Origin of the sequence: Kitasatospora sp. NPDC058965, assembly GCF_042741245.1 — a bacterium.
In the GTDB taxonomy this organism is placed as follows: Bacteria; Actinomycetota; Actinomycetes; order Streptomycetales; family Streptomycetaceae; genus Kitasatospora.
In genome coordinates this window covers 13,900-27,715 of the sequence record NZ_JBHYKG010000092.1, presented here as the reverse complement: position 1 = coordinate 27,715, position 13,816 = coordinate 13,900, and the positions used below count along the sequence as shown (strand labels likewise).

The window sequence follows — 13,816 nt, the reverse complement described above, 5'->3', positions numbered from 1 at the left end:
GGACAGACCCGGTTGGCCCCGGCCGCCCGGGCGGGTGTCGCCCGGGCGGCCGCCGTCCCGGGGCCTACCGGGTCAGGCCGCCTTGTTGCGCTCGTAGACCAGGCGCAGCCCGATCAGGGTGAGCCAGGGCTCGTGCACGTCGATCGTGCTCGCCTCGCCCAGCACCAGGGGCGCCAGGCCGCCGGTGGCGATCACCTGCACGTCCTCCGGGTCGGTGGGGGAGAGCTCCTGCGACATCCGGGTGACCAGTCCGTCCACCTGCCCGGCGAAGCCGAACAGCACCCCGGACTGCATGCCCTCCACGGTGTTCTTGCCGATCACGTTGCGCGGCCGGACCAGCTCGATCTTGCGCAGCAGTGCGCCGCGCCCGCTCAGCGCCTCGACCGAGATCTCGATCCCCGGGGCGATCGCGCCGCCCACGTAGTCGCCGCGCTCGTTGATCGCGTCGAAGGTGGTGGCGGTCCCGAAGTCGACCACCACGCACGGGCCGCCGTACAGGTGGTTGGCGGCCAGGGCGTTGACGATCCGGTCCGCCCCGACCTCCTTGGGGTTGTCCATCAGGACGTGCACCCCGGTCTTCACGCCGGGCGCCACCAGCACCGCGGGCACGTCGCCGTAGTAACGGCGGGTCACCTCGCGCAGCTCGTGCAGTACGGCGGGGACCGAGGAACAGATCGACAGGCCGTCCACCCGCTGCGCCAGCGGCCCCATCAACCCGTTGAGCAGCACCGCCAGTTCATCGGCGGTACGGCGCGGGTCGGTGGAGATCCGCCAGTGCTCGGCGACCTCCTCGCCGTCGAACAGGCCGAGCGTGGTCTGGGTGTTGCCGACGTCGATGGTGAGGAGCATGGGGGATTTCTCCAGGGAGGTCCGGGGGAGTGACTCCGGGTCAGGCACGCAGGTCCAGGCCGATGTCCAGGATCGGCGCCGAGTGGGTCAGGGCGCCGACCGCCAGGTAGTCGACACCAGTCTCGGCGACGGCGCGGGCGGTGGCCAGGGTCAGACCGCCGGAGGCCTCCAGCTTGGCCCGCCCGTCCACCAGCTGGACCGCGGCCTTGAGCTGGTCCACGGTGAAGTTGTCCAGCAGGATCAGGTCCGCCCCGGCCTCCAGCACCGGCGGGATCTGCTCCAGGGTGTCCACCTCGACCTCGACCGGCAGCTCCGGGTAGGCGGCCCGGACGGCCCGGAAGGCCTCGGCCACGCCGCCGGCGGCCACCACGTGGTTGTCCTTGATCAGCGCGGCGTCGCTGAGCGCCATCCGGTGGTTCTGGCCGCCGCCGCAGCGCACCGCGTACTTCTGCAGCGCGCGCAGGCCGGGGTGGGTCTTGCGGGTGTCGCGGACCACCGCGCCGGTGCCCGCCAGGACGTCCGTCCACTGCCGGGTGGCGGTGGCGATGCCGGAGAGGTGGCAGAGCAGGTTGAGCGCGCTGCGCTCGGCGGTCAGCAGGTCGCGGGTGCGGCTGCGGACCGAGAGCAGCACCGTGCCGGCCTCGACCCGGTCGCCGTCCTCCACGTGCCGCTCGACCTCGAACTCCTCCTCGCAGATCAGCGAGACCACGGCCTCGGCGATCCGCAGCCCGGCCACCGTGCCGGCCTCGCGGGCGGTGAAGTCGGCGGTGGCCACCGCGTCGGCCGGCACGGTCGCCACCGAGGTGACGTCCTCGCCGCCGGCCAGGTCCTCCGCCAGCGCCAGCGTGGCGATGTCCTCGACCTCGACCGGGTCCAGGCCGGCCTGCTCCAGCAACTCGGCCAGCGCCGGGTCCAGGCCGGTCTCGTAGCCCTCGCCGTCGCCGCAGGCGCAGCCGTCGCCGCAGCCCCCCTGGTCGGCCATCGGCAGGTCCTCGTGCTGGTGGGTCATCAGTTCTCCTCGGTGCTCTCGACGAGGGCGGGGCCCTCGGCGAGCCGGATGCCGGTGTCGTCCAGGGTGGTGATCAGGTGGCGGCGCCAGTGCGCATCGTCGCGCTCGGGGTGGTCCTCGCGCCAGTGGCAGCCGCGGGTCTCGGCGCGCGCCGCGGCGGCGGTCACCAGGGCGGTGGCCACCAGCAGCAGGTTGGCCGCCTCCCAGGTCTCCACCCGGGGGTCGGCCGGCTTCTCGTCGCCGGCGTGCGCCTCGGCGGTCCGGGCCAGTTCGGCCAGGCCGGCGGCGGCCTGCGCCATCGACGCGGACGAGCGCAGCACGCCGGCGCCGCGCGACATCAGGTGCTGGATCGCCGCGCGGGCCTCGGGGGCCGGCAGCGGCACGGTGCGGTCGGCGCGGGCCGCGGCCACGTCCACCGCCCGCTCGGGCAGCTCGCCCGCGCGGTGCCGGTCGGTCAGGTCCTGCGCGATCCGCTCGGCGAAGACCAGGCCCTCCAGCAGCGAGTTGGAGGCGAGCCGGTTGGCGCCGTGCACCCCGGTGCAGGCCACCTCGCCGCAGGCGTACAGGCCCGGCACCGAGGTGCGCCCGTGCAGGTCGGTGCGGACGCCGCCGGAGGCGTAGTGCGCGGCCGGGGCGATCGGGACCAGGTCGGTGACCGGGTCGATGCCGTGCGCCAGGCAGGAGGCCAGGATGGTCGGGAACCGCTCGGCCCACATGGCGGCGCCGAAGTGCCGGCCGTCCAGGTACATGTGGTCGGTGTCCTGGAGCTGCATCTGCCGGGTGATCGCCTTGGCCACGATGTCGCGCGGGGCCAGCTCGTTGAGCTCGTGCTGCCCCAGCATGAACCGGGTGCCGGCCGCGTCCACCAGGTGGGCGCCCTCGCCGCGGACCGCCTCGGAGACCAGCGGCTGCTGGCCCTCCGCCTCCGGGCCGAGGAACAGCACGGTCGGGTGGAACTGGACGAACTCCAGGTCGGCCGCGGCCGCCCCGGCGCGCAGCGCCAGCGCCACCCCGTCGCCGGTGGAGACCGCCGGGTTGGTGGTGGCCCCGAAGACCTGGCCCATGCCGCCGGTGGCCAGCACCACGGCCTTGGCCCGGATCGCGCCGACCCCGTCCCGGGCGCCCTCGCCCATCACGTGCAGGGTCAGGCCGGCCGCGTGGCCCCCGGCGTCCTTGAGCAGGTCCAGCACCAGGGCGTGCTCGACCAGTTCGACGCCCGGGTCCGAGCGCACGGCGGCGACCAGGGCGCGCGATATCTCGGCGCCGGTGGCGTCGCCGCCGGCGTGCACGATCCGGTTGCGGTGGTGGCCGCCCTCGCGGGTGAGCAGGATCTCGCCGGCCTGGTCGGTGTCGAAGGCGGCGCCGCGGGCGATCAGCCGGCGCACCGCGCCCGGGCCCTCGGTGACCAGCAGCCGCACGGCGTCCTCGTCGCAGACGCCGGCGCCGGCCACCAGCGTGTCGGCCAGGTGCTGCTCGGGGGTGTCGCCCTCGCCCAGCGCGGCCGCGACGCCGCCCTGGGCCCAGCGGGTGGAGCCGTCGTCGAGCATCGCCTTGGTGACCACCGTCACCCGCAGGCCCGCCTGACGGATGCCCAGTGCGGCGGTGAGGCCGGCCACGCCGGAGCCGACCACCACCACGTCGGTGGTCGCGGTCCAGCCCGGCGCGGGGGCGGTGAGACGGTGGTTCACAGCAGGCTCCTAGCGGGTGTGCACGGCGTCGCCGCGCAGGGTGTCCGTCCCCGGCAGGGCTTCGGCGGGATCCGCCCCGGTCCCGGTGATCTTGTTCTCGGCGTCCACGAAGACCACCTTGGGCTGGTAGGCCCGGGCCTCGGCGGTGTCCATCTGGGCGTAGGCGATCAGGATCACCAGGTCGCCGGGGTGGACCAGGCGGGCGGCGGCGCCGTTGATGCCTATCACCCCGGTGCCGCGCGGCCCGGCGATGGTGTAGGTCTCCAGCCGGGCGCCGTTGTTGATGTCGACGATGTGGACCAGCTCGCCGGGCAGGATGTCGGCGGCCTCCAGCAGGTCCTGGTCGACCGTCACCGATCCCACGTAGTGCAGGTCGGCCTGGGTCACCGTGGCCCGGTGGATCTTGGACTTGAACATGGTGCGGAGCATGGGTCACGCCTCCTTGGGGGTCCCCCGGCCGGGGGCCGGGGGAGAGTGCATGCCTGAGGGTCTACTACCGAACAATGATGCGGACGTTGTCGATAAGACGGGTCGAGCCCACCTTGGCGGCGACCGCCAGCACCGCCTCGCCCCGGAAGTCCTCGGCCGCCTCGACGAAGTCGTGCGGGTCGATCAGGGCGAGGTAGTCGAGGTCGACGCCGTCGGCGGCGTCGAGCACCTGGGCGGCGGCCGCGCGGACCGCCTCGACGCCCCGGGCGGCCGCGTCGCGGCCGGCGAAGAGCGCCCGGGACAGGGCCAGCGCGCGCTCGCGCTCGCCCTCGGACAGGTAGCGGTTGCGCGAGGAGAGCGCCAGGCCGTCCGGCTCGCGCACGGTCGGCACGCCGACGACCTCCACGTCGAAGTCGAGGTCGGCCACCATCCGCTGGACGATCGCCAGCTGCTGGGCGTCCTTCTCGCCGAAGAAGGCGTAGTCCGGGTCGGTGATGTGCAGCAGCTTGGCCACCACGGTGAGCATCCCGTCGAAGTGGCCCGGGCGGGTGGCGCCCTCGAACTGCTCGCCCATCGGGCCGGCCGACAGCCGCACCCGCGGCTCGCCGTTCGGGTACACCTCCTCGGCGCCCGGGGCGAAGACCACGTCCGCGCCGTTCTCCTCGGCCAGCCGCAGGTCGGCCTCCAGGGTGCGCGGGTAGCGGTCCAGGTCCTCGTTCGCCCCGAACTGCAGCGGGTTGACGAAGACCGTCACGGCCACCCGGCCGTCCCGGCCGACCTGCTTGCGGGCGGCCCGGATCAGGCTCGCGTGGCCCTCGTGCAGGGCGCCCATGGTCATCACCACGGCGTTGTCCACCGGCGCCTCGTCGGGCCAGAAGGCGGCCTCGAAGTCCTCCACGGTGTGGGTCAGCTCGACCTTGCGGACCTTGGGCGCCTTGGCGGCGGGCTTCGGGCGGGCCATCAGTTCTCCTCGTTGAGTACGTCCAGCAGCGAGGCCGCCGCTTCTTCCTTCAGCGTTCCGTTGGCCAGCGCCCGCTGGGCGGTGGCCCGGGCCATCGCGCGGTAGGCCGGGCCGATGTCCGGGGACACCGTACTGAGCTGACCGAGGTGGCGGCGGACCGTCCCCGTGTCGCCGCGGGCGACCGGGCCGGTCAGCGCCGCGTCGCCGGAGCGCAGGCTGTTGTCCAGGGCGGCGCCGAGCAGCGGGCCGAGCAGCCGGCCCGGCTCGGCCACGCCGGCGGTCCGCAGCAGGTCCATGGCCTGCGCGACCAGCGTGACCAGGTGGTTCGCGCCGTGCGCGAGGGCGGTGTGGTAGAGCGGGCGGACCTGTTCGGGGATCCACTCCGGCTCGCCGCCCATCTCCACCACCAGGGCCTCGGCCACCGGGCGCAGCTCCTCGGGCGCGGTCACCCCGAAGGGGCAGCCGGCCAGCCGGGCCAGGTCCACCGAGGTGCCGGTGAAGGTCATCGCCGGGTGCAGCGCGAGCGGCAGGGCACCGGCCCGGGTGGCCGGCTCCAGCACCGCCACGCCGTGCGCGCCCGAGGTGTGCACCAGCAGCTGGCCCGGGCGGATCGCGCCGGTGGTGGCCAGACCCGCGACCAGGTCGGCCAGCGCGTCGTCCGGCACGGTGAGCAGCACCAGGTCGGCGGCGGCCAGCACCTGCGGCGGCGTCACCAGCCGGACCCCGGGCAGCAGCGCCTCGGCGCGGCGGCGGGAGGCGGTGGAGACGCCGGAGGCCGCGACCACCTGGTGGCCGGCCAGCGCCAGCGCGGCGCCGAGCGCCGGGCCGACCCGGCCGGTGCCGACCACGCCGACGGCGAGGCGGGCCGGGCGGTCGGCGGGGTCGCGCGGCTCACCGGGGCGGGCGTTGGTCTCTGGGAAGTCGAACACTTACGTTCCAGTCCTCTACGGGTACCAGACGGTCCGCCCCATCCTACGGCCCGCCCGGAGCCCGCCGACCGCCGGTGCGGGCAGCCGGGTCAGCCCTGGCTGCCGGCCCGCAGCAGTCCGGCCTCGTAGGCCAGCACCACGGCCTGCACCCGGTCGCGCAGGCCGAGCTTGCCCAGGATCCGCCCGACGTGGGTCTTCACGGTGGCCTCGGAGAGGGTCAGGGTGCTCGCGATCTCACCGTTCGACAGGCCCTGGGCGACCAGCAGGAACACCTCCCGCTCCCGCTCGGTCAGCGGCTCCAGCGCGGGCGGACCGCCGGTGGTGCGCGGCACCGGCAGCACGTCGGCGAACCGGTCGATCATCCGCCGGGTGGTGGTCGGCGCCACCACCGCGTCGCCGGCGTGCACCGAGCGGATCGCGGCCACCAGCTCCGGCGGCGGCACGTCCTTGAGCAGGAAGCCGCTGGCGCCGGCCTTGAGCGCGGCGAAGGCGTACTCGTCCAGGTCGAAGGTGGTCAGGATGAGCACCTTGGGGGCGTCCGGCAGCGGCAGGCCGTCCTGGTCCAGGCAGATCCGCCGGGTGGCCTGCACCCCGTCCAGCCGGGGCATCCGGACGTCCATCAGCACCACGTCCACCTGGGCGTGGCGCAGCACCTCCACCGCCTGCGCGCCGTCGCCGGCCTCGGCGGTGATCTCGATGTCGGCCTGTGAGGCCAGCACCATCCGGAAGCCGGTGCGCAGCAGTTCCTGGTCGTCGACGAGCATCACGCGGATGGTCACGGGGCAGCCCTCTCTCACTTCGCGGTCTTCAACGGCAGCACGGCCCGGATCCGGAACCCGCCGCCCGGTCGCGGGCCGGCGTCCAGCGAGCCGCTGACCATGCCGATCCGCTCGCGCATCCCGATCAGGCCGTGGCCCATCCCGTCGGCGCCGCCGCGGGTCAGTTGTTCGTCGGTGCTGCCCCGGCCGTCGTCCTCGATCAGCACGTTCAGGTCGCGGTCGCCGAAGTCCACCGCGACCCGGGCGCTGACGTTGGGTCCGCCGTGCTTGCGCACGTTGGTCAGCGCCTCCTGGACGATCCGGTAGACGGTCAGCTCCACGCCGCGGGGCAGCTCGCGCGGGGTGCCGGAGGTGGAGAACTCCACCGGCAGGCCGGCCGTGCGGACCTGCTCCAGCAGCTCCGGCAGCTCCTCCACGCTGGGCTGCGGCACGTACTCCTCGGCGGCGTCGGCCGAGCGCAGCACGCCGAGCAGCCGGCGCATCTCGACCAGCGCCTGCCGCCCGGTGGCCGCGATGGTGCCCAGCGCCTCCTTGGCCTGGGCCGGCGAGCTGTCCATCACGTAGGCGGCGCCGTCGGCCTGGACGATCATCACCGAGACGTTGTGCGCGACCACGTCGTGCAGTTCGCGGGCGATCCGGGCCCGCTCGGCGGCCACCGCCACCTTGGCCTGGGCGTCCCGCTCGCGCTCCAGCCGGGCGGCCCGGTCCTCCAGCTCGGTCAGGTACGCCCGGCGGACCCGGGTGAGCCGGCCCCAGGCCCAGCAGAGGATGAACGGGGTGGACATCAGGCCGGCCACGAAGAGCCGCTGGGCCAGACTGTGGCCGCCGGGGGTGTCGCCGCCGCCGTAGCCCTCGAACCGGGCGATGGTGACCGGCCCGGCCAGCAGCGAGCCGACCAGCGCGACCCGGGAGGCCCAGGTCGAGCCGAAGGCGGCACCGGTGTACGCGAAGACCAGGTAGCCGATCGAGGACGCGTCCGGGTAGATGTGCAGCCCGAGCTGGGCGAACGCGAGCCCGGTGCCGACCGCGACCGCCAGGTCCGGCCAGCGGCGCCGGACGGTCATCAGCACGCCGATGGTCACCGTGATCACCAGGTACGCCGCCAGCCGCCAGCCGTGGTTGTTCATGTCGGAGACGGCGGACAGCAGCATGACGACGGCCGCCCAGCCGCCGTCGACCACCATGGGGTGTCTGCGTAGCCAGGCGTTGAGTCGATGCACGTACCAAGCGTAGGCAGTCCGACCTGGAGCTCCCGTCCACCGCGAGGGCGATCCCGGTCTCGTCCCCAGGTCGGATCCCGGTACCGTCACGGGCATGAGCTGGATGCGCTGGCGGCCCGCCATGGAGCGGGCGCTGTACGGGCCGCAGGGCTTCTACCACCGGGTCGAGGGGCCGGCCGGGCACTTCCGGACCTCGGTGCACGCCTCGCCGCAGTTCGCGGCGGCGGTCGGGCGGCTGCTGCTGGAGGTGGACGAGGCGCTCGGGCACCCGCCGGAGCTCGCCCTGGTCGACGTGGGGGCCGGGCGCGGCGAACTGGTCGGGCAGCTGGCCGACCTGCTGCCCGGGCGGCTGCGCGCCTACGGGGTCGAGCTGGCCGCCCGGCCGGACGGGCTGGCGCCCGGGGTGGTGTGGACCGACCGGGTCCCCGAGGGGGCGGTGGGGCTGCTGTTCGCCAACGAGTGGCTGGACAACGTGCCGCTGGAGATCGCCGAGCGGGACGACGCCGGGGTGCTGCGCTACGTGGAGGTGGACGAGGGCGGGGCGGAGCGGCTCGGCGACCCGCTGGACGCGGCCGACGCCGCCTGGGCGGCGCGCTGGTGGCCGGCGGGGGAGCGGGTGGAGCTCGGCCGGAGCCGGGACGAGGCCTGGGCGGCCGCGGTCGGCGCGCTGGAGCGGGGCCTCGCGGTGGCGGTGGACTACGCGCACCGGGAGTCGGCCCGGCCGGCGTTCGGCACCCTGACCGGGTTCCGCGGCGGGCGCGAGGTGCCCCCGGTGCCGGACGGCCGCTGCGACCTGACCGCGCACGTGGCGCTGGACGCGGTGGCGGTCCCGGCCGTCCACAGCCTGTGGACGACGCAGCGGGAGGCGCTGCGGGCGCTGGGGGTGGACGGCAGCCGGCCGCCGCTCGCGCAGGCCTCGGCGGACCCGGCGGGCTACCTGCGCGCGCTGGCCGCGGCCGGGGAGGCGGCCGAGCTGACCGCGGGCGCGGGGCTGGGCGGCTTCGGCTGGCTGGTGCAGGCGGTCCGGATGCCGGTACCGCCCAGCCTCGCAGGGCTGCCGGGATGGCAGACTCTGGGGGCATGAGCCCTCTGAAGGAGACCGTGGTCGGCGTCGGCGCGGGTGCGGAGACCCTGCCCGGCAGCACCGGCGCGACCGACATGGTGCTGAACATCGGGCCGCAGCACCCGGCCACCCACGGCGTGCTCCGACTGCGGCTGGTGCTGGACGGCGAGCGGATCGTCAGTGCCGAGCCGATCATCGGCTACATGCACCGCGGCGCCGAGAAGCTCTTCGAGGCCCGGGACTACCGGCAGATCATCATGCTGGCCAACCGGCACGACTGGCTCTCCGCCTTCGCCAACGAGCTGGGCGTGGTGCTGGCCGTCGAGCGGATGCTCGGCATGGAGGTGCCCGAGCGCGCGGTGTGGACCCGCACCCTGCTGGCCGAGCTCAACCGGGTGCTCAACCACCTCATGTTCATCGGCTCCTACCCCCTGGAGCTGGGCGGGATCACCCCGGTCTTCTACGCCTTCACCGCCCGCGAGGAGCTCCAGCACGTGCTGGAGGAGGCCAGCGGCGGCCGGATGCACTACATGTTCAACCGGGTCGGCGGCCTCAAGGAGGACCTGCCGGCCGGCTGGCTCGGCCGGGTCCGGCAGGCGGTGGCCGCGGTCCGCGCCCAGCTGCCGGTCTACCAGGACCTGGTGCTGGGCAACGAGATCTTCCGGGCCCGCACCGCCGGCGTCGGCGTGCTCTCCCCGGAGCACGTGCGGGCCTACGGGGTGACCGGCCCGATCGCCCGGGCCAGCGGGGTCGACTTCGACCTGCGCCGGGACGAGCCGTACCTGGCCTACGGCGAGCTGCAGGACGTGCTGCGGGTGGCGGTGCGCCAGGAGGGCGACTGCCTGGCCCGGTTCGAGTGCCTGCTGGAGCAGACCGAGAACGCGCTCGACCTGGCCGACGCCTGCCTGGACCGGCTGGCCGGGCTGGCCCCGGGCCCGGTCAACCTGCGGCTGCCCAAGGTGCTCAAGGCCCCGGAGGGCGAGACCTACGCGTGGACCGAGAACCCGCTCGGGGTCAACGGCTACTACCTGGTCTCGCGCGGGGAGAAGACGCCGTGGCGGCTCAAGCTCCGCTCGGCGTCCTTCAACAACATCCAGGCGCTGACCGAACTGCTGCCCGGCACCCTGGTGGCCGACATGGTGGCGATCCTCGGGTCGATGTTCTTCGTGGTCGGGGACATCGACAAGTAGCGGCTACTTCTTGTTCTTGGCGGGCTTCTTCGGCGGATCGGCCGGGTGCGGGGCCAGCTTGCGGTCGCCCTTCGCCGCGATCCGCTGCTCGCACAGCCCGGCCAGCACCGCGTACGCCCCGGCGCCCATCAGCTCGGTCAGCTCCGGCCGGTAGGTGACGTACACCGGGTCGACGGCCCGGTGCGCCTCCGGGCTGCTGGTGCACCACCAGTGCAGGTCGTGGCCGCCCGGGCCCCAGCCGCGCCGGTCGTACTCGCCGATCGAGACCTGCAGGTAGCGGGTGTCGTCCGGGCGGTCGATCCAGTCGTAGGTGCGGCGGATCGGCAGCTGCCAGCAGACGTCCGGCTTGGTCTCCAGCGGCTCGCGGCCCTCCTGGAGCGCCAGGGTGTGCAGCGCGCAGCCCTGGCCGCCGGCGAAGCCGGGGCCGTTGAGGAAGATGCAGGCGCCGTCCACCCGGCGGGTCTGCCGGTCGCCGTCCTCGTCCAGCATGGTGATGCCGCCGTCGAGCTTGAGCCGGCCCTTCTTGTCGGTGCCCTCGGCGAAGTGCTGCCAGGTCTCGGGGGTGAGGCGGCGGGCGTGCTCGACCACCCGCCGCTCGTCGTCCTCGTCCGAGTAGTGCGCGCCCAGCGTGCAGCAGCCGTCGGACTCGCCGCGGCCGGGGCGGATGCCGTGGCAGCCCTGGCCGAAGATGCAGCCCCAGCGCGAGGTGAGCCAGGTCAGGTCGCAGCGGAAGACCTGTTCCGGGTCGTCCGGGTCGGCGAACTCCACCCAGGCGCGGGGGAAGTCGAGGCCCACCTCGGGGAGGGGCTTCTTGCGGGTGGGGGTGGGGATGTCGATGGCGGCCACCCGGCAAGGGTAGAGCAGGTGGGGCGCCGGGTCAGGCCGCCAGGAAGCGTTCCAGTTCGGTGGCGAAGCGGACCGGCAGCTCGTACATCGGGTAGTGGCCGCACGCGGGCAGCACGGTGAGCTCCGCCTGCGGGAAGAGCCGCAGGAAGGTGGCCCGCATCAGCTCCGCGGTGAGCGCCAGGTCCAGCTCGCCGACGAAGACGCCCACCGGCAGCTGCAGGCCGGTCAGCTTCTCGGTGTAGTCCTGCCCGGTCCACTCGGCCAGGTAGGAGGCGAAGGCGTCCACCCGGGAGGTGGCGGTGGAGCGGGCCACCATCCGGTCCAGCCAGACGGCGTTGGCCTGCTGCCCGGTGACCAGGTCCAGGATCATCCGGCGGGCCAGCGGGTTCTGCGGCGCGGCCTGGAACAGCTCCGCCGCCTCGCCCTCCAGCGGGTAGCGGCCGGCCGGCACCGGGCAGACCGCGGCCAGCTTGCGCACCCGCTCCGGGGCCAGGCCGAGCACCAGCTGGGCCGCCTTGGCCCCCATCGAGTGACCCACCAGCGAGAACCGCTCCCACCCCAGCTCGTCGGCCAGCGCCAGCGCGTCGGCGGCGATCTCGTCCAGGGTGAAGTCGCCCGCCACGTCGACCCGGTCGCCGTAGCCGCGGTAGTCGAGCATCGCGTAGCCGAAGGCCGAGCGGTCCAGGTAGTCCAGGAACGGGCCCCAGCCCGCGGTGGTGCCGAACCAGTCGTGCAGCACGATCACCTTGTGCGCGCCTGCGCCGGCCAGGCGGTGACTGATCGTCATGTCGGGGCTCCCTTGGGTGAGGGTCGGTCAGCAGACCAAGGCTGGCGGCAAACCGGGCCGCTCGGCAATCGAACACGGCGGATTTCCGCAGGTGCGGTGGCGTAGCGTGGAGCATTATGCGACTCGGTGTCCTCGACGTAGGTTCCAACACGGTCCACTTCCTCGTGGTGGACGCCCACCCCGGTGCGGCACCGGTGCCCGCCTACTCGCACAAGGCGGAGCTGCGGCTCGCCGAGCTGCTGGACGACGGGGGCGCGATCCGGGACGACGGCGTGCACCGGCTGATCGAGCACGTCGCCTCCTCGCTGCGGGTGGCCGAGGACAAGGGCGTGGTCGACCTGCTGCCGTTCGCCACCTCGGCGGTGCGCGAGGCGGCCAACGGCGAGGCCGTGCTGGAGCGGGTGCGGGACGAGACCGGTGTGGAGCTGCGGGTGCTCTCCGGGCAGGACGAGGCGCGGCTGACCTTCCTGGCGGTGCGGCGCTGGTTCGGCTGGTCGTCCGGCCGGCTGCTGGACCTGGACATCGGCGGCGGCTCGCTGGAGATCGCCTGCGGGATCGACGAGCAGCCGGACGCCGCCTTCTCGCTGCCGCTGGGCGCGGGCCGGCTGACCGCGGGCTGGCTGCCGCACGACCTGCCCGACCCGGAGACGGTGCGCGAGCTGCGCCGGCACATCCGGGCCGAGATCGCCACCGTGGTCGGCGAGGTGGCCCGGCTCGGCGCGCCGGACCACGCGGTGGCCACCTCCAAGACCTTCAAGCAGCTGGCCCGGATGACCGGTGCCGCCCCGACCGAGGCCGGCCCCCGGGTGCCGCGCAAGCTCACCCGGGCCGGCCTGGCCGCCTGGGTGCCCCGGCTCGCGGCGATGACCGCGGCCGAGCGGGCCCGGATCCCCGGCGTCTCGGAGGGGCGGTCCAGACAGCTGCTGGCCGGCGCCCTGGTGGCGGACGGCGCGATGGACCTGTTCGGCCTGGAGGAGCTGGACATCTGCCCCTGGGCGCTGCGCGAGGGCATCATCCTGCGCCGGCTGGACGGCATGGACGGCCAGAACGGCGCCGACACCCGGATGTGAACCGGCTCGCACCGCCCCCCGTGCAGCGGTGCTTTGGTCAGGAGTGTGCCTAACCTGATGGACGTGGAGGACGAGAGCGGGCGGACCGGGCGCGTGCCCCGGCGCAGTGGGCGGGCGCGCCGTGCACCGCTGCTGCGCACCACCGACCGCCTGGTGCTGCCCCGCCACCCCGAGCTGCACGTCCCGGACACCAAGATCGCGCTGTCCACGGCCTCGGTCTACCCCGACAACACCGAGGTGGCCTTCGACCTGGCCGCCAAACTCGGCTACGACGGGGTCGAGGTGATGGTCTGGAACGACCCGGTCAGCCAGGACCTGTCGGCGCTGCGCGAGCTCGCCGAGCGGTACCGGATGCCGATCCTCGCCGTGCACGCGCCCTGTCTGCTGATCACCCAGCGGGTCTGGAGCACCGACCCGTGGACCAAGCTCAAGCGGGCCCGGGCAGCCGCCGAGAAGCTGGGCGCGGACACGGTGGTGGTGCACCCGCCCTTTCGCTGGCAGCGCCAGTACGCGCGGGACTTCGTGCGGGGCATCGAGCGGATGGCGGGCGAGACCGCGGTCCGCTTCGCGGTGGAGAACATGTACCCCTGGCGGTACCGCGACCGCGAGGTGCTCGCCTACGCCCCCGGCTGGGACGTGACCGAGGAGGCGTACCGCCACTTCACGGTGGACCTCTCGCACGTGGCCACCTCCCGGGTGGACGCCTTCGAGATGGTGGACCGGATGGGCGAGCGGCTGGCCCACGTCCACCTGGCCGACGGCTCCGGCTCCGGCAAGGACGAGCACCTGATCCCCGGCCGCGGCAAGCAGCCCTGCGCCGAGTTGCTGGAGCGGCTGGCCCGCACCGGCTTCGACGGGCACGTGGTGCTGGAGGTCAACACCCGCCGCTCCGGATCGCCCGCCGAACGCGAGGCCGACCTGGCCGAGGCGCTGGCCTTCACCCGACTGCACCTGGCCACCGGCTCGCGCGTACGCTGACGAGCAGGGACGAGACCT

The 13,816-nt window shown here is 74.2% G+C and carries 14 protein-coding genes; 4 read left to right on the top strand and 10 right to left on the bottom strand.

What is annotated here, in order from left to right; genetic code table 11:
* Window positions 1–72: 72 nt before the first annotated feature.
* The 8 genes from ACFW1A_RS17635 to ACFW1A_RS17600 all read right to left on the bottom strand — a co-directional run bounded on the left by ACFW1A_RS17635 (window position 73) and on the right by ACFW1A_RS17600 (window position 7,864).
* Window positions 73–849: a type III pantothenate kinase gene (locus ACFW1A_RS17635; RefSeq protein WP_380409991.1), complete on the bottom strand. Its 777-nt coding sequence runs from the start codon at window positions 847–849 to the stop codon at window positions 73–75.
* A gap of 40 nt (window positions 850–889) precedes the next feature.
* Window positions 890–1,858 carry a carboxylating nicotinate-nucleotide diphosphorylase gene (gene nadC, locus ACFW1A_RS17630; RefSeq protein WP_380409990.1) on the bottom strand — a complete coding sequence of 323 codons (969 nt, stop codon included), beginning with the start codon at window positions 1,856–1,858 and terminating at the stop codon, window positions 890–892.
* Window positions 1,858–3,546, bottom strand: a complete 1,689-nt coding sequence (locus ACFW1A_RS17625; protein ID WP_380409989.1) for an L-aspartate oxidase — start codon at window positions 3,544–3,546, stop codon at window positions 1,858–1,860. The genes nadC and ACFW1A_RS17625 overlap by 1 nt, the downstream gene beginning before the upstream one ends.
* A gap of 9 nt (window positions 3,547–3,555) precedes the next feature.
* Window positions 3,556–3,975, bottom strand: coding sequence for an aspartate 1-decarboxylase (gene panD / locus ACFW1A_RS17620; protein ID WP_380409988.1), 420 nt, complete (start codon window positions 3,973–3,975; stop codon window positions 3,556–3,558).
* 64 nt (window positions 3,976–4,039) lie between these two features.
* Window positions 4,040–4,936, bottom strand: coding sequence for a pantoate--beta-alanine ligase (gene panC, locus ACFW1A_RS17615; protein ID WP_380409987.1), 897 nt, complete (start codon window positions 4,934–4,936; stop codon window positions 4,040–4,042).
* Entirely contained in the window at window positions 4,936–5,865 is a 930-nt protein-coding gene (locus tag ACFW1A_RS17610) for a Rossmann-like and DUF2520 domain-containing protein (protein WP_380409986.1), read from the bottom strand. The genes panC and ACFW1A_RS17610 overlap by 1 nt, the downstream gene beginning before the upstream one ends.
* An 89-nt stretch (window positions 5,866–5,954) precedes the next feature.
* A complete protein-coding gene (locus ACFW1A_RS17605; RefSeq protein WP_380409985.1) occupies window positions 5,955–6,644 on the bottom strand; it encodes a response regulator in 690 nt (229 codons plus the stop codon).
* Window positions 6,645–6,658: 14 nt separating this feature from the next.
* Window positions 6,659–7,864, bottom strand: coding sequence for a sensor histidine kinase (locus ACFW1A_RS17600; RefSeq protein WP_380409984.1), 1,206 nt, complete (start codon window positions 7,862–7,864; stop codon window positions 6,659–6,661).
* Between the two features lie 94 nt (window positions 7,865–7,958).
* Here ACFW1A_RS17600 and ACFW1A_RS17595 point away from each other — a divergent pair, with 94 nt between their 5' ends.
* Window positions 7,959–8,948 carry an SAM-dependent methyltransferase gene (locus ACFW1A_RS17595; RefSeq protein ID WP_380409983.1) on the top strand — a complete coding sequence of 330 codons (990 nt, stop codon included), beginning with the start codon at window positions 7,959–7,961 and terminating at the stop codon, window positions 8,946–8,948.
* Window positions 8,949–8,953: 5 nt separating this feature from the next.
* A complete protein-coding gene (locus tag ACFW1A_RS17590) occupies window positions 8,954–10,117 on the top strand; it encodes an NADH-quinone oxidoreductase subunit D (protein ID WP_380409993.1) in 1,164 nt (387 codons plus the stop codon).
* 3 nt (window positions 10,118–10,120) lie between these two features.
* Here the strand turns inward: ACFW1A_RS17590 and ACFW1A_RS17585 are convergent, their stop codons facing one another.
* Together ACFW1A_RS17585 and ACFW1A_RS17580 are read right to left on the bottom strand one after the other, a co-directional pair.
* Window positions 10,121–10,963 (bottom strand): hypothetical protein, encoded by an 843-nt coding sequence (locus tag ACFW1A_RS17585; RefSeq protein WP_380409982.1) that lies wholly within the window; start codon window positions 10,961–10,963, stop codon window positions 10,121–10,123.
* A 31-nt stretch (window positions 10,964–10,994) separates the two neighbouring features.
* Window positions 10,995–11,750, bottom strand: coding sequence for an alpha/beta fold hydrolase (locus tag ACFW1A_RS17580; protein WP_380409981.1), 756 nt, complete (start codon window positions 11,748–11,750; stop codon window positions 10,995–10,997).
* A 116-nt stretch (window positions 11,751–11,866) separates the two neighbouring features.
* Between ACFW1A_RS17580 and ACFW1A_RS17575 the strand changes: the two genes are divergently transcribed.
* Window positions 11,867–12,820, top strand: a complete 954-nt coding sequence (locus ACFW1A_RS17575) for a Ppx/GppA family phosphatase (protein WP_380409980.1) — start codon at window positions 11,867–11,869, stop codon at window positions 12,818–12,820.
* Window positions 12,821–12,994: 174 nt separating this feature from the next.
* A complete protein-coding gene (locus tag ACFW1A_RS17570) occupies window positions 12,995–13,798 on the top strand; it encodes a sugar phosphate isomerase/epimerase family protein (RefSeq protein ID WP_380409992.1) in 804 nt (267 codons plus the stop codon).
* The last annotated feature ends 18 nt before the right edge of the window (window positions 13,799–13,816 follow it).

Excerpts from the sequence above, each read along its gene's own strand:
- panD (WP_380409988.1), bottom strand. The coding sequence starts at position 3,975 with ATGCTCCGCACCATGTTCAAGTCCAAGATCCACCGGGCCACGGTGACC.
- panC (WP_380409987.1), bottom strand. The coding sequence starts at position 4,936 with ATGGCCCGCCCGAAGCCCGCCGCCAAGGCGCCCAAGGTCCGCAAGGTC.
- nadC (WP_380409990.1), bottom strand. The coding sequence starts at position 1,858 with ATGACCCACCAGCACGAGGACCTGCCGATGGCCGACCAGGGGGGCTGC.
- ACFW1A_RS17595 (WP_380409983.1), top strand. The coding sequence starts at position 7,959 with ATGAGCTGGATGCGCTGGCGGCCCGCCATGGAGCGGGCGCTGTACGGG.
- ACFW1A_RS17580 (WP_380409981.1), bottom strand. The coding sequence starts at position 11,750 with ATGACGATCAGTCACCGCCTGGCCGGCGCAGGCGCGCACAAGGTGATC.
- ACFW1A_RS17635 (WP_380409991.1), bottom strand. The coding sequence starts at position 849 with ATGCTCCTCACCATCGACGTCGGCAACACCCAGACCACGCTCGGCCTG.
- ACFW1A_RS17575 (WP_380409980.1), top strand. The coding sequence starts at position 11,867 with ATGCGACTCGGTGTCCTCGACGTAGGTTCCAACACGGTCCACTTCCTC.